Raw genomic sequence first — 20,282 nt, forward strand, 5'->3', positions numbered from 1 at the left:
ATGAATCTTAGCTCAGCATAAACCTTAAAATGGCTGCGGATACCATGCTAATCAACACTGTAGGCAGTAAGGAAAAACGTGAAGCTGCAAGCAGTGTAATCGCAATCGCCAGTAAGTCGGCAGGGTTGTCTTTGACAAAATAAGGCGCAATCACTGAAATGAGCACACAGCCAGGAACCACTTCTAAGATTTGTTTCTGGCGAGGGGTGAGGGTTTTATTTTTAAGTAAGACATAACCTAAAACACGTGTCAGATACGTGGTGATTGCAATGCATAAAATGGCAATGAGGGTTGCTGAATGAATCACTCTTTATCTCCTAACAACCAATAGGCAGAAGCAATGCCTGCGACCGCCCCAATAGGGACATGCCAACCTTGGGGTAAATATAAATAGGCCAGTGCAGCCGTAATTAAACTGACCAACCATGGTCGCGCTGCGTGTAAACCTTTCCACATGCCGCGTAATAACACTAAAAAGACTGCGGGAAATGCCATGTCGAAGCCAAAACGTGAGGCATCACCTAAAATGGGACCAATTGCGCCGCCTAATGCGGTGAATCCAACCCACATGAGGTAAAGAGCAAAACAAAGACCTGCGTAAAAAGACAGATTAAAGGCATGATTGATGCCAGTCTGAGCTTGTCTTTTTTGTGCATCCGCCAAGGCAACCGCCCAACTTTCATCACACATAAAAAATAAAGCAGGGAAAACCTGTTTATTGGGTAAATGTCTGAGGTAGGGCACTAGGCTTGCACCCATCAGTAAATGGCGACTATTGACTAAAAAAGTAATGAACATCAGCATTAAAATATTAGGTGGATTGGTCCACAATTCTAAAATGGCAAATTCTGAACCACCTGCAAAATTGAGACCGGTAAATAAAGGCACTTCAATAAAAGAAAAGCCTTTTTGCGTGGCTTGTGCGCCGAGTACTAAAGCAAAGGGAATAATCCCTAATAGCATCGGAATTGATATTTTTACGCCACGTTTAAATTCAGTGAAGTCTTGTGAGTACGTTAAATCTTGAGTGATATTTTTTAACGTAAACATAAGGTTTGGCCTGACAAGAGGAATTAAATTGAAAAAAGATATTTTATGATGATTTATGGGGTATTTTTCACTTAAATTAGCTTAATTTAGATTTTAAATGGCATTAAATAGCGTTAAATTGTATTTGGTTGAAATTTACTGCTTTGGTGGTTGGTGATGGATCATATTGATAAACGCATACTGAAAGCCTTACAGCACAACGGGAAGTTGCAAAACAATGAATTGGCTCAAATTGTTGGTTTGTCTGCATCGCCATGTTTACGGCGCGTTAAACAATTAGAAGATGATGGCATTATTGAAAAATACGTGGCTTTGGTTGATCCGACAAAAGTCAATCTTGCGTTAACGGTTTTTGCTCGAATTTGGTTGAAAGGACAAGATGCAGAAACTGTAAACCAGTTTGTAGATGCTGTACATGATATGCCTGAGGTGGTTGAGTGTCAGCTGATGGCAGGGGATTGTGATTTCTTTTTAAGAATTGTGGTTGCCGACTTAGCTGCTTATCGTCAGTTTCAAATTCATCATTTAAATAAAATTGCCGGAATCCAAAATGTCAAAACGGAGATTCCTTTACAAAAAGTCAAGCAAACAACAGCTTTACCTTTGGACGGATAACTTGCTTTTTGTATGATTGTATTTTGGGCTTAGATATTGAATTTTCTATTGATTGATAATTTCATAAATTTGAATGATTTCATGTTGATTAAACAATAAGTATTCGCCATTTTTTCTGAAAAAGTCAGGTGCACAGCTAAAACTATCGTGCTAGACTAGGAGAAATCGGGTGTGCTCCCGATTTTTTTATGCGGATTCGTTCCGCGCTGACAGAATTTAGGTTTACAACATGCCCATTTCAGAGACATGGTTATTACCTGATGGTGTAGCTGATGTATTACCAGAACAGGCGCAAGTGATTGAAACTTTGCGTCGTGACGCACTAGATTTCCTCGCATCTCGAGGTTATCAATTGGTGTACACGCCATTTATTGAATACATCGAATCTCTATCTTCTCTTTCAGAATCGAATCAAGATTTAGACTTAGCTACTTTTAAAGTGATCGATCAGCTTTCTGGCCGTTTACTTGGTGTGCGTGCCGACATGACACCACAAGTGGCTCGTATTGATGCGCATGTACATCCAGTAGAAGGTGTGGCTCGTTACTGCTATGCAGGAACGGTTTTACATACGAAACCACAAGGGTTTAATACCACACGTTCACCACTACAATTGGGTGCAGAACTATTTGGTTCAGACAGCATAGATGCTGATGTCGAAATGGTTGATGTTATGTTGAGCTTGATTGAAAAAGCAGGCTTGGCAGCAGGTACGCATTTAGATTTAGGGCATGTTGGGTTATTCCGTAGTTTAGTTAAACATGCCGGTTTGACCAAGGCTGTTGAAAGCCATCTTTCGGATTTGTATCAGCGTAAAGCACTGCCAGAACTTGCAGAATTTACTCAAGAATTAAAATTTGGTTCAGATTTTTATGCGCTTGGGCGTTATTCAAGCGATTTAGATGCGTTACAAACACATTTAAGTGCTGAAATATTGGCAGATGAAGCCTTTAAGCACGCTTTTGATGTATTGAAAACGACTCAAGTCGAAATTCAATCACGTTGGCCAAATCTGCACATTGGTATTGATGTTGTAGAGTTGCGTTCATATCATTATCACACTGGTTTAATGTATGCAGTGTATGCGCCAAACCGCGCGGCGCCACTGGCACAAGGTGGGCGCTATGACGGCATTGGTCAGCATTTTGGTCGTGCTCGTCCTGCAACAGGTTTTTCGTGCGACTTATATGCTTTAAGTGCAGGTCAATTTACAGATTTAAATGTAGTGGTTGCACCGAAGGGTACTGCGGCTGATTTGCTTGAAGCAATTTCGAATGCACGTATACAAGGCTTTGGTGTAATTCAGTTACTTGGAAATGACAGTTTAAACTCAGTACCGCATGCAACTCACCAATTGGTGAATGTGGCAGGTGAGTGGAAAGTCGAAAAGATTTAATGACGTGAATTAGTTTCAAGTGACTAATTTAAGTTTTCAATTTTAACAGCATGATGCAATGAGGCTATTATGGGCAAAAATGTTGTGGTACTCGGTACCCAATGGGGCGACGAAGGTAAAGGTAAGATTGTCGACCTGCTCACAGATCAAGCGGCTGCGGTAGTTCGTTACCAAGGCGGACATAACGCTGGTCATACACTCGTGGTTGGTGGTAAGAAAACTGTATTACACCTCATTCCATCTGGTATTTTACGTGAAAACGTACTTTGCTTAATTGGTAATGGTGTTGTACTTTCACCTGCTGCATTAATCGAAGAAATGGACATTCTTGAAAAAGAAGGCGTGCCTGTTAAAGAACGTTTACGTATCTCTCCAAACTGTCCTTTAATTCTTCCGAACCATATTGCACTTGACCAAGCACGTGAGAAAAAACGTGGTAATGCGAAAATTGGTACGACTGGTCGTGGTATTGGTCCAGCGTATGAAGATAAAGTTGCACGCCGTGCAATTCGTGTTGCTGACTTAGTGCGTGGTGGTGAACATCTTAAAGCTCAACTTGAAGAGCTGCTTGAATACCATAACTTCCAATTAACTCAATTCTACGGTGTAGAAGCGGTTAATCTTGAAGATGTACTTGCGCTTTGCGACCAATGGCGTGAAGTTGTAGCTCCACTTGTTGTGGATGTAACAACTGAATTGCATAACTACCGTAAAAACGGTGAAAATATTATGTTTGAAGGCGCTCAAGGTTCACTTCTTGACGTCGATCATGGTACATATCCGTATGTAACATCTTCAAATACAACTGCTGGTGGCGTAAGCTCAGGTTCAGGTTTAGGTCCATTGCACCTTGACTATGTACTTGGTATTACTAAAGCATACACAACACGTGTAGGCGCGGGTCCTTTCCCAACAGAGTTGGTTTATGATGCTGCGAATGACGTAGGTGATGCAATTGGTAAACACCTTGGAACTAAAGGTTCTGAATTTGGTGCGTCTACTGGTCGTCAACGCCGTTGTGGTTGGTTTGATGCAGAAATTTTACGTCGCTCTGTAGATGTAAACTCACTTTCTGGTATTTGCTTAACTAAACTTGATGTTCTTGATGGTTTAGAAGAAGTGAAAATCTGTGTAGGTTACGAAGCTGCTGATTCTGGTTGTGTTGGTTCTTCTGATGCGCTTGCATTTGAAACTTTAAAACCAATCTATGAAACAATGCCAGGTTGGTCTGAGTCGACTTTCGGTGCAAAAAGCATGGAACAATTGCCAGCAAATGCAATTGCTTATGTAAAACGCATTGAGCAGTTAATTGAATGTCCAATCGACATCGTTTCAACGGGTCCAGACCGTGAAGAAACCATTGTATTACGTCATCCTTTTAATGCTTAATTTAAGCGAATAGAAAGATGGTAAAAAAGCCTCGCAATATGTGAGGCTTTTTTTTATTCACTCTTTTTACAAGCGGATAAGTGGGTATCTATTTATGAAATTTCTGCAAGACTAAAGTTGCATCAGAGAATACTGTTTAAATCATTGGCAGTTGCTAAAATACCAAACATAAGATAAATAGCGGGTTGTGCGGATGCATAAAAATATTTCAGGAACGATTTTTTATTCCTTACTTTTTGCAATGGGTGGAGCACCGACTATTGCGATGCTGATTATTCAAGCACAGACTCAAGATCCTAATATTATTTATGGGGTGTTTATTGGTTTAAGTGTCATTATTGCGTGTATTTTGGTGCCATTAATTTTAATTCAAAATGCATTTTTATTTTTTAAACGAAAGAATGATCAACTTGAAGAAAAAATCAAACCACTTTGCCAAGTGTATTTGGTGCTGAATGCTTTGTGTCTAATTTATTGGCTTAGTTTTCAGTTTCTTAAATAAGTACGGTTACATAAATGATATGAATGTGGATTGAATAATAATTTAAAGCTGATCCACAATTCCATATAATCGCCTTAAAACAGATATCTATTTTTAAGGCGGAGATTATTATAATGAACAGCAAGTTTATTTTGAGTTTGTGTGCAGCAAGTGTGATCACTATTTCGGGTTGTACAACTGTCGCGGAAATGGCAGGGGCGGATTCATCCACATTAAATGTAGCTGCGGCACAAGGTTTTAATAAAACAGTTCAAGAAGCAAGTGCAAATAAAACCTTAGACACATCATCAGCGACGTATAAACGTATTAATGCGGTATTTTTGCGTTTAAAACCGTATGCAGATCAAGTGAATCAAACAGGTCAGAAGTTTAGTTGGCAACTGGCAGTATTGAAATCCGATCAGGTGAATGCCTATGTTGCACCAGGCGGTAAAGTTGTGTTCTATACCGGTATTGTCAATAAGCTAAACCTGACAGATGCAGAAATTGCGGCAGTGATGGGGCATGAAATGGTCCATGCTTTAGAGGAACATTCTAAAAATAAAATTGGTGCTCAAGCGCTCACTGATTTGGCTTTAAATATTGGTCTAAGCGCAGCAGGCGATAATGTGGGTCAATTGGGGGCTGCGGCTGCTCAGTTAGGCGCGCAAGTGGGCGTGGGTTTACCTTATTCACGTAGTCTTGAAAGTCGTGCCGACCAAGGTGGATTACTTCTTATGGCACGTGCAGGGTATAACCCGCAAGCAGCCATTACCCTTTGGGAAAAAATGAATAAATTAGATGGTGCAGGTGGTTCATCATTCTTGTCTACTCACCCTTCAAATAGCCAGCGTATTGAAGCAATGCGTAAAAATTTGCCTGCGGCTCAAGCAATTTATAACAAGCGTTAATAAGCAGTTAGGTTTAAAAAAGGATGTGGTAGGCATCCTTTTTTTTATAATTTTTTTGATTTTGAAAATCAAAAATTATTTGTGACAGGTGAAGCAGTGCTTTATTCTTTGTTCAGGGTGCAGGATTAGGTTGTTGACGATGGATCTCTTCAATGTCTTGTAAAATGTCTACAGATAAATCGATGTCAAAAGCTTGGATGTTTTCTTTCAGTTGATCTAAATTGGTTGCACCAATAATTGTACTGGTTACAAAGAGCTGTTGCTTGATAAACGCCAGTGCAAGCTGAGTGAGGGTTAAGCCATGTTGCTCTGCAAGTTGAGCATACTGTTCGGTTGCCCACTCACTTTCTGGATTGCTATAGCGGCTAAAACGCGAGAATAGTGTGACGCGAGCATTGGCAGGACGTGCACCATGACGGAATTTACCTGTCAAATAGCCAAAAGCCAAAGGGGAATAGGCCAGTAAGCCTACATTTTCATAATGGGCAATTTCTGACATGCCAATTTCATAGGTACGGTTTAATAGGCTGTAGGGGTTTTGTACACTGACAAACTTTTCTAAGCCTAATTTTTCTGCCAAGTTTAAAAATTTCATGGTTCCCCATGGGGTTTCATTAGACAGTCCAATAGAACGAATACGCCCTTTTTTAATTTCATCACTTAAAGCGGTTAGGGTTTCTTCTAAAGCCGTAATTTCGTTGTTTTGCTGTGCTTCACTGTTGCCATAACCGAGTTTGCCAAAGAAGTTGGTTGGTCGTTGTGGCCAATGTAGTTGATACAGGTCGATATAATCGCTTTGCAGGCGTTTTAGCGAGCCATCAATGGCAGACGCAATCTCTGCTGCTGTAAAGCGCGTTTGCCCATCACGGATGTGACTGCCGCCTTGTGAGGGACCTGCTATTTTTGAGGCAATAAATAATTGGTCTCGATTGCCACGTTGTGCAATCCAGTTGCCCAAGATGGTTTCAGTGGCACCTTGAGTTTCAGGTTTGGGTGGCACGGGATACATTTCCGCGGTATCCCAAAAGAACAAACCTTGATCTAAAGCATATTCAAGTTGTTGGAAGGCCTCTGCTTGTGTATTTTGCTCACCAAAAGTCATGGTGCCTAAACAAATTTCAGGAACCAATATTCCTGTATTGGCTAAAGGTTTAAGTTGCATCGAGGTTTATCCTTCAATTTTTATCATGGAGTTTTAAATCGTGTATAAGACTAACTGATTTAGGCATAAGCGTTAAATCATAAATAGTTTTAATGTTGTCACAATTGTTATAAAAGAAAAATGAAAGCATAAAAAAAAGCAAATCATGAGATTTGCTTTTTTTATTGAATGTCACAGAACAAAAAACTTATTCCTCGTCATCATCCTTATCTAAAGAAACATCGGTTTCTTCAGGTGTCACATCAAAAATAAGAATGGCTTTACCATCTGTTTCGATCATGCCTTGTTCTTCAAGCGTTTTTAAAACTCGTCCAACCATTTCACGAGAACAGCCAACAATACGGCCAATTTCTTGACGGGTAATGCGGATCTGGCGGCCATTTGGAAGAATCATGGCTTCAGGTTGTGAAGAAAGATCAATTAAACAACGTGCAATACGACCAGATACATCTATAAATGCAAGGTCCGTAACTTTACGTGTGGTGTTTTTTAAACGGCGCACGAGTTGAGCAAATACAGCGTAGCTAAGATCTGGATATTGTTTGCTTAATTCATGAAAATTTTCATAGGTAATTTCAGCAATTTCACATACGTCACGTGTACGAACTTCTGCAGTACGTTGTGGATTTGCTTCAAATAAGCCCATTTCCCCAAAAAAGTCACCGGCATTCAAATACGCAACTACAATTTCGCGCTCATCATCTTCGCGTAAAATAATGGATACTGAACCTTTTAAAATCAAATAAAGAGACTTTGATTCAGTGCCTGCATCTACGATCGCAGTGCGTTTTGGGTAGCGGTTAATATATGCACGTTTTAGTAATGCTTTTACTGACTCTGGTAGCTGGCCAGGAGAAAGCGCATCAGTGCTAAGTTGTGAAAAGTTTGCAGTCATGCTAACGGTTCCGAATATGGATAAGTAATAGATCGCACAAGACCTAAAATGAACTTGTCACATAGAAGAGATGAAATTCCGTATCAACTCAATTTATGTTAGTGTACAGGTACGTCGTAAATTTATAGCTTTTTTCAGGTAGTTGCAATGCAAACAAGTGTTCATTGGCTAGAGAATGTTGCTTTTGAAGCCAAATCAGAGAGTGGTCATCAAATTGTCATGGATGGGGCTGAGGCATACGGTGGTGAAAACCGTGGCCCACGTCCTATGGAGCTTATATTAATGGGACTTGGTGGGTGTGCTTCCTTTGATATTGTGACTATTTTAAAGAAATCACGCCAAGATGTGACCGGAGTTGTATGTCAGTTGAAAGCGGATCGTGCCGATAGCATTCCTGCTGTGTTTACCAAAATCCATTTACATTTTGTGGTCACGGGTAAGGCGGTAAAAGAAAAACAGGTGGCTAAAGCGGTTGAACTTTCTGCTGAAAAATACTGTTCAGCAAGTAAAATGCTGTCAGATGGCGGTGTAGAAATTACTCACGATTTTGAAATTATTGAAGCTGAGTAATGAAAAATAGATGGCAATTCATCGATGAGTTGCCATTTTATAAATCTAAGAATGATATAAGTCATACCTTTTTAAGTTAAAAAATTACAATAAATTGATAAAATAGTCTTCGTTCAACCTAAATTCAGAACATTAAAAACAAGGTTCAGTAACTTCGTTCACTTGCTGCTTTATCTTCATCTAATTTCTGCTCTTAAACTGCATTAAAATTCTGACTGCTCAAAGGCACTTGCTATATAAATTTTTAAATCATCAAGCACAAATGCATGGTGTTTTATGCAGTTGCTTAAAATGAGTCAGATAATATATTCCAAATAGAATTTGATACATAAGATATCAAATTGAACTTGAAAAACCTGCGATATAGACCCATATTATAACTGAGTTGCATTTTTTATCTTAATGACTTTAATTATTGAAAATTAAAAATATTTTTTAATAAAATTGTTGAAAAATATCAAACCATTCCCATCTATTATCCAAGTACAAAATTTGTTGTGAGGAAAATAAGAATGCGTTTTGAAAAATTTACAAATCGCTTACAGCAAGCCTTATCAGATGCCCAATCTTTAGCGATGGGTAAAGATAACACCGCAATTGAAGGTATTCACATTCTATCTGCACTGTTGGAAGAATCATCTAATATCAGCCTGTTACAACAGGCAGGTGCAAATTTAAGAGACCTTCAAACCAAGTTGCAGCAGGCATTAAATAATGCCGCAACGATTGCGAATCCAACGGGCGACATCAATTTAAATCCAGAAGCTGTGCGTGCATTGAATCTAGCAGATAGTTTTGCACAAAAAGCGGGAGATGAATTTTTATCTACGGATTGGGTAATTTTAGCGCTCGCTGAAACAGGTGCAACGAAAACACTACTCAATAGTGTAGGTGTGACGACAGATAAGCTGCGTAAAGCAATTGAAAATATACGAGGTGGTGACAAAGTTATGGCAAATAACCACGAAGATCAACGTGATTCTCTGAATAAGTATACGGTTGATTTAACTGAACGTGCCATGTCTGGCAAGCTTGATCCAGTCATTGGGCGAGATGAAGAAATTCGTCGCACGATTCAAGTTTTGTCACGTCGTACTAAAAATAACCCTGTGCTGATTGGTGAACCGGGGGTTGGTAAAACTGCGATTGTAGAAGGCTTAGCACAACGTATTGTTAATGGTGAAGTACCTGAAGGCTTAAAAGGTAAACGCGTTTTATCTTTAGACTTAGGGTCGCTATTGGCAGGTGCGAAATATCGGGGTGAGTTTGAAGAACGCTTAAAAGCAGTGCTAAAAGACCTGGCTAAATATGATGGCGAGATCATCTTGTTTATTGATGAGTTACATACGCTTGTCGGTGCCGGTAAAGGTGATGGCGCGATGGATGCAGGGAATATGTTAAAACCTGCATTGGCACGTGGTGAGCTGCGCTGTGTGGGTGCAACCACTTTGGATGAATATCGTCAGTTCATTGAAAAAGATGCAGCATTGGAACGTCGTTTCCAAAAAGTCTTGGTCGATGAACCGAGTGTAGAAGATACCATTGCAATATTACGTGGTTTAAAAGAGAAGTATGCAACGCATCATGGTGTGCAGATTCTTGATTCTGCGATTATTGCTGCGGCGAAAATGTCGCATCGTTATATTACAGACCGTCAATTGCCAGATAAAGCCATTGATTTAATTGATGAAGCTGCATCGCGGATTAAAATGGAAATTGACTCGAAACCTGAGCCACTGGACCGTTTAGACCGTCGTTTGATCCAGTTGAAAATGCAATTGGAAGCGGTGAAACAAGATGCAGATTCAGTCAGTAAGGCTGAAGTTGAATATTTGGAAAAGCAAATTGAAGAAGTTCAACGAGAATATAACAATTTAGAAGAAGTGTGGCGTGCTGAAAAAACCTTAGTCGAAGGGACGAATCAGGCTCAGGTTGAGCTAGATAAAGCCCGTACTGCGTTTGAAAAAGCACAGCGTGAAGGTGATTTGGCTGAAGCAAGCCGTTTGCAATACGGAGTGATTCCTGAATTGCAAAAACGCCTTGCAGCGGAAGAGGTGGCTGAAGAAACGAGTGAAGAGCCAAAATTGATTCGTACCAAAGTGACTGAGAATGAAATTGCAGAAGTAGTGAGTGCTGCAACGGGTATTCCTGTCGCAAAAATGTTGCAAGGTGAACGCGAAAAACTTCTGCATATGGAAGATTTTTTACATAACCGTGTGGTGGGACAAGATGAAGCGGTTGTTGCTGTATCGAATGCCGTCCGTCGTTCACGTGCCGGTTTATCTGATCCGAATCGACCAAGTGGTTCATTCTTATTCCTTGGACCAACAGGTGTTGGTAAAACGGAATTGACCAAAGCTTTGGCGAATTTCTTGTTTGATAGTGACGATGCTATGGTTCGTATCGATATGAGTGAGTTCATGGAGAAACATTCTGTGAGTCGCTTGGTCGGTGCACCTCCGGGCTATGTTGGATATGAAGAAGGCGGTATCTTAACCGAAGCTGTGCGACGCAAACCTTATAGTGTAGTGCTGTTTGATGAAGTGGAAAAAGCACATCCTGACGTGTTTAACATCTTATTACAGGTGCTTGATGATGGTCGTTTAACGGACTCTCAGGGGCGTGTGGTTGATTTTAAAAATACAGTCATCGTGTTGACCTCAAACTTAGGTTCACAAGATGTACGTGAGTTAGGTGGAAGCGCTACGGAGGATGAGGTTCGTGCGGTGGTGATGAATGCGGTATCGCAACATTTCCGTCCAGAATTCATTAACCGTATTGATGAACTGGTTGTTTTCCATTCATTGAAAAAAGAGCAAATTCGAGGTATTGCAGATATTCAGTTGGATCGTTTACGTTCACGCTTAAGCGAAAAAGACATGAGTCTTTCTGTAGAGGATAGTGCTTTTGATCAATTAATAGATGCTGGTTTTGACCCTATTTATGGTGCTCGACCACTGAAACGTGCAATTCAACAACAAGTCGAAAACTCGTTGGCACAAAAAATATTGAGTGGTGAGTTCATTCCCGGCGATACGATTTTGATTAAAGGTGAACATGGTCATCTTGAGTTTGAGAAAATGAAATTGAGTTAAAAAGTTTTAACCCAGTTTCAATCGAAAAGTAAAAAACCTAGCTTCGGCTAGGTTTTTTATTGAGGAATAGAAATGTTAAAAATGACATTTTAAAGTCAAAATGTGACGTAAGTTTTCACTTTTTTGTGATGGAAATATCATCTAAGTGCTTTATTTGCAAAATAATTATCTTTATTTGAGGATTCTCTTTATAATTTATTTTAATAAAAAATAAACAGCTTGAGATGGAAAAAATGACTAAATTAAAGTGGGGTATTGGAAGTGTACTTACGCTTGCTGTGGTCGCAGTAGGAGGGAATCTTTATGCAGATAAAAGTTTGAAAACTTATTATCAGCAGGGTAGCAAGCAATCGAATAATTTAAATTTACAATATCAACAATTTCACATGGGGTCTTTAAAAGGCAGTGCGAACTGGGTTGCCGAATTAGTACTTGATCCATGTAAACCGAAAGAAGTGATCCAATTGAGTGGTCAGGATAATATCAAACGTAGTTGGAATGGATACGCGATTCATTCAGATATTAAAATTATTCAAGCGCCGGGGGCACTTCAGTCCTTGTTGAAGGAACCGCTTAAAGTACAAACGACAGTCAACTGGTTAGGAAACATGAATAGCACGTTGACGACGCCAGTCATTACACGAAATGAAGCCCAAATACAGTCTAGATTAGATCCGATAAAATTAAAATTTCGTGCAAAACCGATAGATCAACAGTTGAAGATACTGGATTTACAACTTGAAATTCCGAATTTGACCGTAACAGATACAAACACACATTTCCAAATGGTGGGGTTAAAGCTAGAAACTGACCAAGGACTAAATGGTGAGTATCTCGAGGCGGGGAAAACCAAAATTCAGATGGATTTGCTGAAAATGTCAGATCGAGATGTCAATAAACCAATCAATGCTGAGCTGAAAAATTTTAGTATAGAGACGCAAAGCGAGTTAACGGATCGGGTTTTAAACACTGAAATGTTGTTGCGGCTAGATGAAATGAAAATGCCCTTTGTGCCAGCAATGCAGAAAGTACAGTTTAATTTTAATGTGATTGATTTGAATCGACAAAAATTACAGAGTTTTTTTGATATCTTGGCGAAAGGTGAAAACAGTTGCGTGGCCAAAGAAGCACTGGTGAAAGATATAGAACCTGCTTTATTGGCGGTGATCAATGAGGGTTTCCGTTTTGAATCAAAAGATAATCAGTTTGCTATGGGGGAAGGGCTTGCTCAGGCGAGTATGACGGGACGTATTATGCCGAGTCATCAATCGACCATGATGGGCATGCTAAAAATAATGCCAAGTTTAATGGAATACAAAGCAGATGTTCAGTTTGATAAAAATATGATGTCGAGTGTAATGAATAATTATATGCAAAAGGGTGGAGCTGCGAAGTCTGATCAAAATATCGAAAATATGTTGTCCACTATGCAGCAGTCAGGTCAGGTGAAACGTGAGGGTGATATTTTGAAAATGTCAGTTGAATACAAATATGGGCAGACAAAGTTCCTGACTGAATAATACGGTGTGGCATAAAAAATGGGACGAAAGACGTCCCATTTTTATGCCTGAAAACTTTCCAGCGCAGATCTCAGCAGAGATGAAATACGACCTAGTATTTCATCTCCAAAGCATTAGCTTTTTGGATGGGTAATTTTCCATGCACGGTGAATTTTGGTATTGCGTTTGAAGTCAGTACCAATGGTTTCATTGGTAATTTCTTCAACATCAAAGAATGCCAAAATTTCATCATCCATTTCAAAACCACGATAGTTGTTTGAAAAGTATAATGTACCTTCAGTTGTTAAACGGTTCATTGCGCGTTTGAGTAATGACAAATGGTCACGTTGCACGTCAAAAGTACCGTGGAATTTTTTCGAGTTAGAGAAAGTTGGCGGGTCAATGAAGATCAGGTCGTATTGTTCATGACCTTCTTTTAACCATTCAAAACAGTCGCTTGAGAAGAACTGATGTTGTTGATCGGCATGATCGACAGTTAAGCCATTCAGTACAAAGTTTTCTTTAGACCAGTTTAAATAAGTATTCGATAAATCGACGCTTGTGGTACTTGCAGCACCGCCTAGAGCAGCATGAACACTGGCAGTAGAGGTATAGCTATACAAGTTTAAGAAGTGCTTGCCTTGCGCTTCAGCCGCAATACGTAAACGCATTTGACGATGGTCAAGGAATAAGCCTGTATCTAAATAATCCGTTAAGTTGATTAAGAATTTTGCTTTGCCTTCTTGCACAATAAAACGTTTAGATGCAGTACTTTGTTTTTCGTACTGCGTTTTACCTTCTTGACGTGCACGGGTTTTAATGAAGATCGCATCACGACCTAAACCTGTCACTGCACGAATAGAAGCAAGCGCTAAATTAAAACGTTTTTTTGCTTTTTCAGGATCAATGGTTTTTGGTGGAGCATATTCTTGAACGTGTAAACGATCGCCGTATAAATCCACTGCAACGTTAAAGTCAGGCAGATCAGCATCATATAAACGTAAGCAATAGATATTTTCTTTCACTGCCCACTTTTTCAATGCCTGCATATTTTTTTGCAGACGATTGGTAAAGTCTTCAGCACCTTCAATTTTTTCAAATTGTTGCGGCTGCCAAACAGCAAGGAAAGGCTGAGTTGCCGTAGCAGGTTTAATTTGACCTGAACGAATATAAATTGGCAATTTACCATTCATTAAACGTAAGGTTTGCGGATCATTAAACGCTAAAACGTCCGCTTGCTCAATTTGAGAAGCAATCACGGCTGCTGTTTGATTTGGGAAGTGTTTTTGCAATAGGGCAGATAGGCCTAGGTACAAAGCACGATTCGAAGCCTTTTCGCCTAAACGCTCACCATAAGGCGGGTTAGTTACAATAAATGCTTTTTTACCCATTGCTGCAAAATCAGGCCAGTCAGCCAGAGTACGTTCTTCAATTTTGATGTGATCAAGCAATGACTCAAAACCTGCGGCAATAATATTTTGCTTGGTCGCTTTCACCGCTTCCCAGTCAGCATCATAAGCATAGAACTGAGGTAATGGTTTTTCTAATGCAGCTTGGTGACGTTCAGTGGCTTCAGTTTTAATTGACATCCATAAATCATGGTTATGGCCATTCCAACCATTGAAGCCAAAGCGACGTACTAAACCAGGTGCACGATCCGTCAACATCATCAGTGCTTCAATGATGAACGTACCTGAACCACACATTGGGTCTAAAATAATGTCTGGATTACATTGGAGTAATTTGGCTTTTTGTAGAATTGCTGCTGCAAGGTTTTCTTTAATTGGTGCATCGGTCATAAAATGACGATAGCCACGTTTATGTAAAGAATCACCTGATAAATCTAGGCAGTAAGTGTGCTGAGTTTTACCCGCAAGCACGTATAAGGTAATTTCTGGTTGTTTAATATCAACACTTGGGCGTTTGCCGACAGCTTCCATAAAGGAATCGACCACACCATCTTTTACACGTAAGGTCGCAAATTGACTGTTTACTTTAATGTCGCGTTCGACGTGTAAACGAATGGCAAAGGTACTTTGTGGTGCAAAAATAAGAGACCAGTCAAAGTTCATTGCACCTTCATACAGCTCTTCTGCCACATCACGTGCATCATGAGTGAAGTCCAATTCATGGGTATGAATAGGCGTCAGTACACGAGATGCTAAACGCGACCAGATACAAATACGGTATGCATTTTCTAGCGTGCCTTGGAAAACTAAACGTCCTGGAAAGCGTTCAATATTTTGAACACCTAAACCTTCCAATTCTTCTTGGAGTAAGGTTTCAAGTCCATCTGCACAGGTAACCCAGTATGTAGAAAGACGTAGTTTCGAATTCATGCAAATTTCCAAAAGCAGCTAAGCAATCTAATATTTTAACGTATTTTAGTGCTGAAAAGTTTTTAAATTAGGGGGAAGCCTGAGTCTGAAGCAAAAATATCGACTTTTTATCTCTTAAGCGTTCATATTTGGTATGCATTTTGCTGATTAATATCTTGATTAGTGATCAGTCAGGTATTTGGGCTGAAAGCGTGGTTTAAAATTGATTTGATGGGGGCATTCATGACGGATTCAGTTTATAAAGGTTTTAAGGAAAATGGCGATGCATTTTCAGTTGCAACACTTATTTATGCGCGATTGAGACGTGTGGCTGGGCGGGTGATTGATGTGATGTATCTGGTACAGAATAAGGATTATGCCCAATATGTTGTCGGTTTGGCGCAGGCGGAAAAAGATGCCGAATTAGACCGACATGCAGCGCGTTTAAATGCTTTAATTGTTGCTGAACGTGAGCCTGAGTTTGTGGTTATTCAGGAAGAAAAGAAAGTAATCGCTGAAATTGTTCAAAATGAAGTTGAGGTTACAGAAGACGAAATTTATAGAGCACAAGTTTCACATCATTATATTGGTGCATTGCGTTGATAAATAAGGCTCTAAATCATCGCATTTATTTAGAGCCTTTTTTATATAGATAAATAGATGAGAGGTTATTATTGCTGGAACAATCGTAACTTTCCTGTATGGCTAGCGTAGAAAGAATGACTCAACAGAGAGATATAAATATTCAGCTTAAAAAATTTAATGTTTTGATCGGGTTGATACTGAATAGGCATTTTATTTGAGTGATGTTGGACGTATTTTTGTGAATAAGAGAAGCGAGATCAAAAATTTAAATTGACTAAAAATTGCTTGATCGTGCGCATTGGTCTCGGATTATGAAGAATAATATCTGTATAATAGTTCAACTTAACCGCAAGGGAATCTCTCATGCACTTGGCAGCATTGCATACTCCGAGCCAGATTCAACTCAATCAACAGGGTAATCTTAAGCATTTCTTGACCATTGAAGGTCTTTCCAAAGAAACCCTGACAAAAATTCTTGATACCGCTAATTCTTTTTTCAATGAACAAAATCAACTGATTACGACTCCACTTTTGGAAGGTCGTACAGTCATGAACCTATTTTTTGAAAACTCAACACGTACACGTACTACTTTTGAAGCAGCAGCAAAGCGTTTGTCGGCAAATGTTTTGAATATTGATATTGCGCGCTCAAGTACATCGAAGGGTGAAACGCTACGTGATACGCTGTGGAATTTAGAAGCAATGGCGGCGGATATTTTCGTGGTTCGTCATTCATCTTCAGGTGCAGCACATTTTATTGCACAAACGGTCTCGCCACAGGTTGCCATCATTAACGCGGGTGATGGTCGTCATGCGCATCCAACTCAAGCCATGTTGGATATGTTGACGATTCGCCGTGAAACGAAAAAGCCATTCGAAACTTTAAGTGTTGCAATTATTGGTGATATTAAACATTCACGTGTGGCACGTTCAGATGTGGTGGCATTGCAAACTTTGGGCTGTAAAGACATTCGCGTGATTGCACCCAATACCTTGCTTCCATACGGTTTTGATGAATACGGTGAAGAGATCCGTCTATTTAATAATATGGAAGATGGCATCAAAGATTGCGATGTGATTATTACCTTACGTATTCAAAATGAACGTATTGATTCTCCAGCGCTCGCATCGCAAGCTGAATTTTATAAAATGTATGGCTTAAATAAAGAACGTTTGGCAATGGTAAAACCGGATTGTATCGTGATGCATCCGGGTCCAATGAACCGCGGTGTAGAAATTGATTCCAGTATTGCTGATGGCCCGCAAGCGGTCATTTTGCAGCAAGTGACCAATGGTATTGCTGTACGTATGGCAGTACTAGCGCTGTCTATGCAAGGCCAGTTACAGGAAAAAGGTTTAATTGAAGCGATTGCGGGATAAGGGAAAGTCATGAGTATTGTAAAAATTGAAAATGTCCGTGTCCTCGATCCAATCAAGCAAACGGATAGCGTAGAAACAGTTTATTTAGAACAGGGCAAACGCGTTGCGGCAACAGATCATGTGAGCGAAAGCATTGATGGACAAGGTAAATGGTTGATGCCAACCATGGTCGATTTGTGTGCACGTATGCGTGAACCGGGTCAGCAACAGCATGGTACGTTAAAGTCTGAAGGTCGTGCAGCACGTAAAAACGGTATTCTACATATCTTTACACCACCGGATTCCAAACCAATCGTACAGGACAATGGTGCACTGATTCATGGATTAGTGGAAAAAGCCATGTTAGATGGTGGCATTTACTTAAAAGTGATTGGTGCACAGACTCAAGGCTTAAATGGCAAACAACCTGCCAATATGGCAGGTTTGAAAAAAGGGGGTTGTACTGCTGTTTCTAACGCTAATGCACCCTTTGCGGATGATGATGTTGTACTTCGTACGCTTGAATATGCAGCTGGTTTAGGTATGACCGTTGTGTTTTATGCGGAAGAACATCAAATTGCCAAAGATGGTTGTGTACATGAAGGTTTTGTTGCCTCACGTCAAGGTTTACCGATGATTCCAGCCTTGGCCGAAACAGTGGCGATTGCAAAGTATCTCTTGATGATTGAAGCCACTAAAGTTCGTGCCCATTTTGGTTTGTTGTCCTGCGGGGCTTCTGTTGAACTCATTAAAATTGCCAAAACTAAAGGCTTACCTGTTACTGCTGATGTTGCAATGCACCAATTGCATTTAACCGAAAGCTTAACCGATGGTTTTAACTCGTTGGCACATGTGCGCCCACCATTACGTGCTGAAAAAGATAAACAGCTATTACGTCAAGGCGTGAAAGATGGTGTGATTGATGCGATTTGTACCCATCATGAACCACTGAGCAGTTCTGCAAAATTAGCGCCATTTGCTGAAACGGAACCGGGTTTAACCGCTTTTGATACTTATGTTGCTTTTGGTGTCCAATTGGTTAATGAGGGTTTATTTGAGCCTTTAGAGTGGGTGGAAAAAGTCACATTGGCTCCAGCAAAAGTGGCTAATATGGTTGATCGTTGGGTGGAAGAGTCTGGTTGGGCTTTGGTTGACCCTAAACTCGAATGGTTGGTCTCTAAAGATTCAATTCTTTCACAGGGTAAAAATACACCGCTTATTAATCAAAAAGTTGTGGGTAAGGTCATCCAAACTTTTGCGGCTTAATTGATTTCACATTTTTCTAAAAGTTATAAAAGTCAGCTTCGGCTGGCTTTTTTTGTGGTTGAAAAACAATTGTATTTTAAACAATACAATTATTTACACTGATTAAAAAACGAACAGATAAACTAAAAATTAAGCATGATAAAACGAGAATAAAAGGAATAATGGATGAATATTAATTTGATTGACTTACTTAAGAAGAAAGTATCTGCGATTGTCCTTGAGGGTGAAACAGAATATCTTAGTGAAAAGAGTCAGGCATTAACTAGTTTTTTCCCAATCCTATTATCGATTTTAAAATCTCAGCCAAAGCTTATTGAAATTTTACAGAATCAATTAAATCCAAGATTAACCGATATTTTTATAACTAATCCTGCTTTAAAGCAGCAATTTTTAGAACAAATTTCAGGTACTGTCCCGACTGGAGCAATGGAATCTACCCTAAATCGCTCAATTGCACCAACGCTTGGTGTGTTAGAGATTGAAGCGGGGTCTGCTGAGCCAAGTGCGATTGTGCATCTAATTGAAACACATTGGTCAGCCGTGTCGAATGCCTTACCACCTTGGGCGCTTGCATTGTTAAGTGCTTTAGGCATAGGTACAGCAGTTGAACATACTTTACATCAAGCGCCTGAAATTACCTCTTATAAGGAGGCTGAAGAAAAAAAGAAATCAGGTTTTTTATTACCTCTGATTGCTTTTGTTATTTTAGCGGTGCTACTTGCATTAATATTTAGGGCTTGTTCTGGTCAAAAAGAAACTGAATCGGTAAGTACTCTTCCTGCACAAACAGCCAGTAGTGAACCTGCTAAATTACAGCTCAGTACTGGTGCGGCAGGATATTTAACAACGTGTCAGTTATATTCTGGTAATGCGAGTTATATCAATATTTTGCAACAGGAAATTAAACAAATTTTTAATCATACCATGGGTTGTGGTGTCGAGAGCAATGCCAATTATCATACCGAATTTATTGATCAAGATGCTATTCCAAGCGTATTAAAACTGGTCAAGGGCGTGCCAAATGCCTCCTTAACTTGGATGGGAAATCAACTTTCTATTCAGACTGCTGATCCTACAGATGCACAACAACTGGCAGCTAAAATTCAACCACTGGTTAAAAACATGACAGTGCTTACTCAAACCGCCACCAATACTGCTACATTCGTAGATAGTCATGCTGTAATTAGTACGGGCAATAGCAATGCGGAAAAAGCTTTGGCGGAAATTAACCCCGATAATATTCGCGCTTTAGATATTGCAACAGCACTTAATATGCAAATTATTAATTTTGATACCGCCAGCACCCATATCCCTGAAGCAAATAAATCGATTTTAGATCAAGCCGCTGCTTTGATGAAACGTGCGCCACAAGTGAAGTTAACCGTTAAAGGTCATACCGATGCTGTAGGTCATGCTGCAACAAATAAGACCTTATCACAAAAACGTGCGCAAGCTGTTGTGGATTATTTAGTGAAACAAGGGGTTGACCCTGCACAATTACAAGCCGTCGGTTATGGTCAAGAACAGCCGATCGCGGATAATTCAACGGCTAATGGTCAGTTTAAAAATCGCCGTATTGAATTTGAAGTACTCAATACTGAAACAGGTGTAGTACGAGAAGTAAATGAGGATGGAATTAAAAAACAGTAAGTCATCTGTGCATCTAAGAAGTAAAAAATCTCTGGGTAAAA

General features: G+C 39.8%; 17 protein-coding genes. 12 read left to right on the top strand and 5 right to left on the bottom strand.

Translation table 11 applies throughout. The features are described from left to right. Nucleotides 1–7: 7 nt before the first annotated feature. Nucleotides 8–307 (bottom strand): AzlD family protein, encoded by a 300-nt coding sequence (locus F994_RS03075; RefSeq protein WP_004648605.1) that lies wholly within the window; start codon nt 305–307, stop codon nt 8–10. After that, nucleotides 304–1,050 carry an AzlC family ABC transporter permease gene (locus tag F994_RS03080; RefSeq protein ID WP_004648606.1) on the bottom strand — a complete coding sequence of 249 codons (747 nt, stop codon included), beginning with the start codon at nt 1,048–1,050 and terminating at the stop codon, nt 304–306. Before F994_RS03080 ends, F994_RS03075 begins: the two co-directional genes overlap by 4 nt. Nucleotides 1,051–1,206: 156 nt before the next feature. On the opposite strand from F994_RS03080, the gene F994_RS03085 reads away from it, so the two are divergent. The 5 genes from F994_RS03085 to F994_RS03105 all read left to right on the top strand — a co-directional run bounded on the left by F994_RS03085 (nt 1,207) and on the right by F994_RS03105 (nt 5,842). Beyond that, nucleotides 1,207–1,665, top strand: a complete 459-nt coding sequence (locus tag F994_RS03085) for an Lrp/AsnC family transcriptional regulator (protein ID WP_004648607.1) — start codon at nt 1,207–1,209, stop codon at nt 1,663–1,665. Between the two features lie 229 nt (nt 1,666–1,894). Next, nucleotides 1,895–3,061, top strand: a complete 1,167-nt coding sequence (locus tag F994_RS03090) for an ATP phosphoribosyltransferase regulatory subunit (protein WP_004648608.1) — start codon at nt 1,895–1,897, stop codon at nt 3,059–3,061. Nucleotides 3,062–3,130: 69 nt separating this feature from the next. Further along, entirely contained in the window at nt 3,131–4,450 is a 1,320-nt protein-coding gene (locus F994_RS03095) for an adenylosuccinate synthase (protein WP_004648609.1), read from the top strand. 193 nt (nt 4,451–4,643) lie between these two features. Continuing rightward, complete coding sequence (locus tag F994_RS03100; RefSeq protein ID WP_004648610.1) at nt 4,644–4,952, top strand: hypothetical protein; 309 nt, start codon at nt 4,644–4,646, stop codon at nt 4,950–4,952. A 113-nt stretch (nt 4,953–5,065) separates the two neighbouring features. Beyond that, entirely contained in the window at nt 5,066–5,842 is a 777-nt protein-coding gene (locus tag F994_RS03105; RefSeq protein ID WP_004648611.1) for a M48 family metallopeptidase, read from the top strand. Between the two features lie 112 nt (nt 5,843–5,954). Here F994_RS03105 and F994_RS03110 read toward each other — a convergent pair whose 3' ends face one another. Together F994_RS03110 and crp are read right to left on the bottom strand one after the other, a co-directional pair. Further along, entirely contained in the window at nt 5,955–7,004 is a 1,050-nt protein-coding gene (locus F994_RS03110) for an NADP(H)-dependent aldo-keto reductase (RefSeq protein WP_004648612.1), read from the bottom strand. Between the two features lie 187 nt (nt 7,005–7,191). Further along, a complete protein-coding gene (gene crp / locus F994_RS03115) occupies nt 7,192–7,899 on the bottom strand; it encodes a cAMP-activated global transcriptional regulator CRP (RefSeq protein WP_004648614.1) in 708 nt (235 codons plus the stop codon). 147 nt (nt 7,900–8,046) lie between these two features. Here crp and F994_RS03120 point away from each other — a divergent pair, with 147 nt between their 5' ends. The 3 genes from F994_RS03120 to F994_RS03130 all read left to right on the top strand — a co-directional run bounded on the left by F994_RS03120 (nt 8,047) and on the right by F994_RS03130 (nt 13,084). Continuing rightward, nucleotides 8,047–8,469, top strand: a complete 423-nt coding sequence (locus F994_RS03120; RefSeq protein WP_004648615.1) for an OsmC family protein — start codon at nt 8,047–8,049, stop codon at nt 8,467–8,469. A gap of 512 nt (nt 8,470–8,981) precedes the next feature. Beyond that, on the top strand, nt 8,982–11,564 hold the full coding sequence (gene clpB, locus F994_RS03125; RefSeq protein ID WP_004648616.1) for an ATP-dependent chaperone ClpB: 2,583 nt from the start codon (nt 8,982–8,984) through the stop codon (nt 11,562–11,564). 233 nt (nt 11,565–11,797) lie between these two features. Then, the gene (locus F994_RS03130) at nt 11,798–13,084 is read left to right on the top strand and encodes a DUF945 family protein (protein ID WP_004648618.1); all 1,287 of its coding nucleotides are present in this window, start codon (nt 11,798–11,800) and stop codon (nt 13,082–13,084) included. A 113-nt stretch (nt 13,085–13,197) separates the two neighbouring features. On the opposite strand, the gene rlmKL is transcribed toward F994_RS03130, so the two are convergent. Further along, nucleotides 13,198–15,402 (bottom strand): bifunctional 23S rRNA (guanine(2069)-N(7))-methyltransferase RlmK/23S rRNA (guanine(2445)-N(2))-methyltransferase RlmL, encoded by a 2,205-nt coding sequence (gene rlmKL / locus F994_RS03135; protein ID WP_004648620.1) that lies wholly within the window; start codon nt 15,400–15,402, stop codon nt 13,198–13,200. Nucleotides 15,403–15,624: 222 nt separating this feature from the next. On the opposite strand from rlmKL, the gene F994_RS03140 reads away from it, so the two are divergent. From F994_RS03140 to F994_RS03155, 4 genes are all read left to right on the top strand, one after another. Then, complete coding sequence (locus tag F994_RS03140; protein ID WP_004648621.1) at nt 15,625–15,984, top strand: hypothetical protein; 360 nt, start codon at nt 15,625–15,627, stop codon at nt 15,982–15,984. Nucleotides 15,985–16,329: 345 nt separating this feature from the next. Next, nucleotides 16,330–17,346 (top strand): aspartate carbamoyltransferase catalytic subunit, encoded by a 1,017-nt coding sequence (locus F994_RS03145; RefSeq protein WP_004648622.1) that lies wholly within the window; start codon nt 16,330–16,332, stop codon nt 17,344–17,346. 9 nt (nt 17,347–17,355) lie between these two features. Beyond that, complete coding sequence (locus F994_RS03150; RefSeq protein WP_004648623.1) at nt 17,356–18,591, top strand: dihydroorotase; 1,236 nt, start codon at nt 17,356–17,358, stop codon at nt 18,589–18,591. 165 nt (nt 18,592–18,756) lie between these two features. Beyond that, nucleotides 18,757–20,241, top strand: a complete 1,485-nt coding sequence (locus F994_RS03155) for an OmpA family protein (protein ID WP_004648624.1) — start codon at nt 18,757–18,759, stop codon at nt 20,239–20,241. Nucleotides 20,242–20,282 lie beyond the last annotated feature (41 nt).

Origin of the sequence: Acinetobacter bohemicus ANC 3994 (assembly GCF_000367925.1) — a bacterium.
Taxonomy (GTDB): Bacteria; Pseudomonadota; Gammaproteobacteria; order Pseudomonadales; family Moraxellaceae; genus Acinetobacter; species Acinetobacter bohemicus.

Bases quoted from the DNA above. Each gene is read 5' to 3' on its own strand.
- F994_RS03110 (WP_004648612.1), bottom strand. From the start codon at position 7,004: ATGCAACTTAAACCTTTAGCCAATACAGGAATATTGGTTCCTGAAATT.
- F994_RS03100 (WP_004648610.1), top strand. From the start codon at position 4,644: ATGCATAAAAATATTTCAGGAACGATTTTTTATTCCTTACTTTTTGCA.
- F994_RS03155 (WP_004648624.1), top strand. From the start codon at position 18,757: ATGAATATTAATTTGATTGACTTACTTAAGAAGAAAGTATCTGCGATT.
- rlmKL (WP_004648620.1), bottom strand. From the start codon at position 15,402: ATGAATTCGAAACTACGTCTTTCTACATACTGGGTTACCTGTGCAGAT.
- crp (WP_004648614.1), bottom strand. From the start codon at position 7,899: ATGACTGCAAACTTTTCACAACTTAGCACTGATGCGCTTTCTCCTGGC.
- clpB (WP_004648616.1), top strand. From the start codon at position 8,982: ATGCGTTTTGAAAAATTTACAAATCGCTTACAGCAAGCCTTATCAGAT.
- F994_RS03090 (WP_004648608.1), top strand. From the start codon at position 1,895: ATGCCCATTTCAGAGACATGGTTATTACCTGATGGTGTAGCTGATGTA.
- F994_RS03095 (WP_004648609.1), top strand. From the start codon at position 3,131: ATGGGCAAAAATGTTGTGGTACTCGGTACCCAATGGGGCGACGAAGGT.
- F994_RS03085 (WP_004648607.1), top strand. From the start codon at position 1,207: ATGGATCATATTGATAAACGCATACTGAAAGCCTTACAGCACAACGGG.
- F994_RS03120 (WP_004648615.1), top strand. From the start codon at position 8,047: ATGCAAACAAGTGTTCATTGGCTAGAGAATGTTGCTTTTGAAGCCAAA.
- F994_RS03150 (WP_004648623.1), top strand. From the start codon at position 17,356: ATGAGTATTGTAAAAATTGAAAATGTCCGTGTCCTCGATCCAATCAAG.
- F994_RS03130 (WP_004648618.1), top strand. From the start codon at position 11,798: ATGACTAAATTAAAGTGGGGTATTGGAAGTGTACTTACGCTTGCTGTG.
- F994_RS03105 (WP_004648611.1), top strand. From the start codon at position 5,066: ATGAACAGCAAGTTTATTTTGAGTTTGTGTGCAGCAAGTGTGATCACT.
- F994_RS03145 (WP_004648622.1), top strand. From the start codon at position 16,330: ATGCACTTGGCAGCATTGCATACTCCGAGCCAGATTCAACTCAATCAA.
- F994_RS03140 (WP_004648621.1), top strand. From the start codon at position 15,625: ATGACGGATTCAGTTTATAAAGGTTTTAAGGAAAATGGCGATGCATTT.
- F994_RS03080 (WP_004648606.1), bottom strand. From the start codon at position 1,050: ATGTTTACGTTAAAAAATATCACTCAAGATTTAACGTACTCACAAGAC.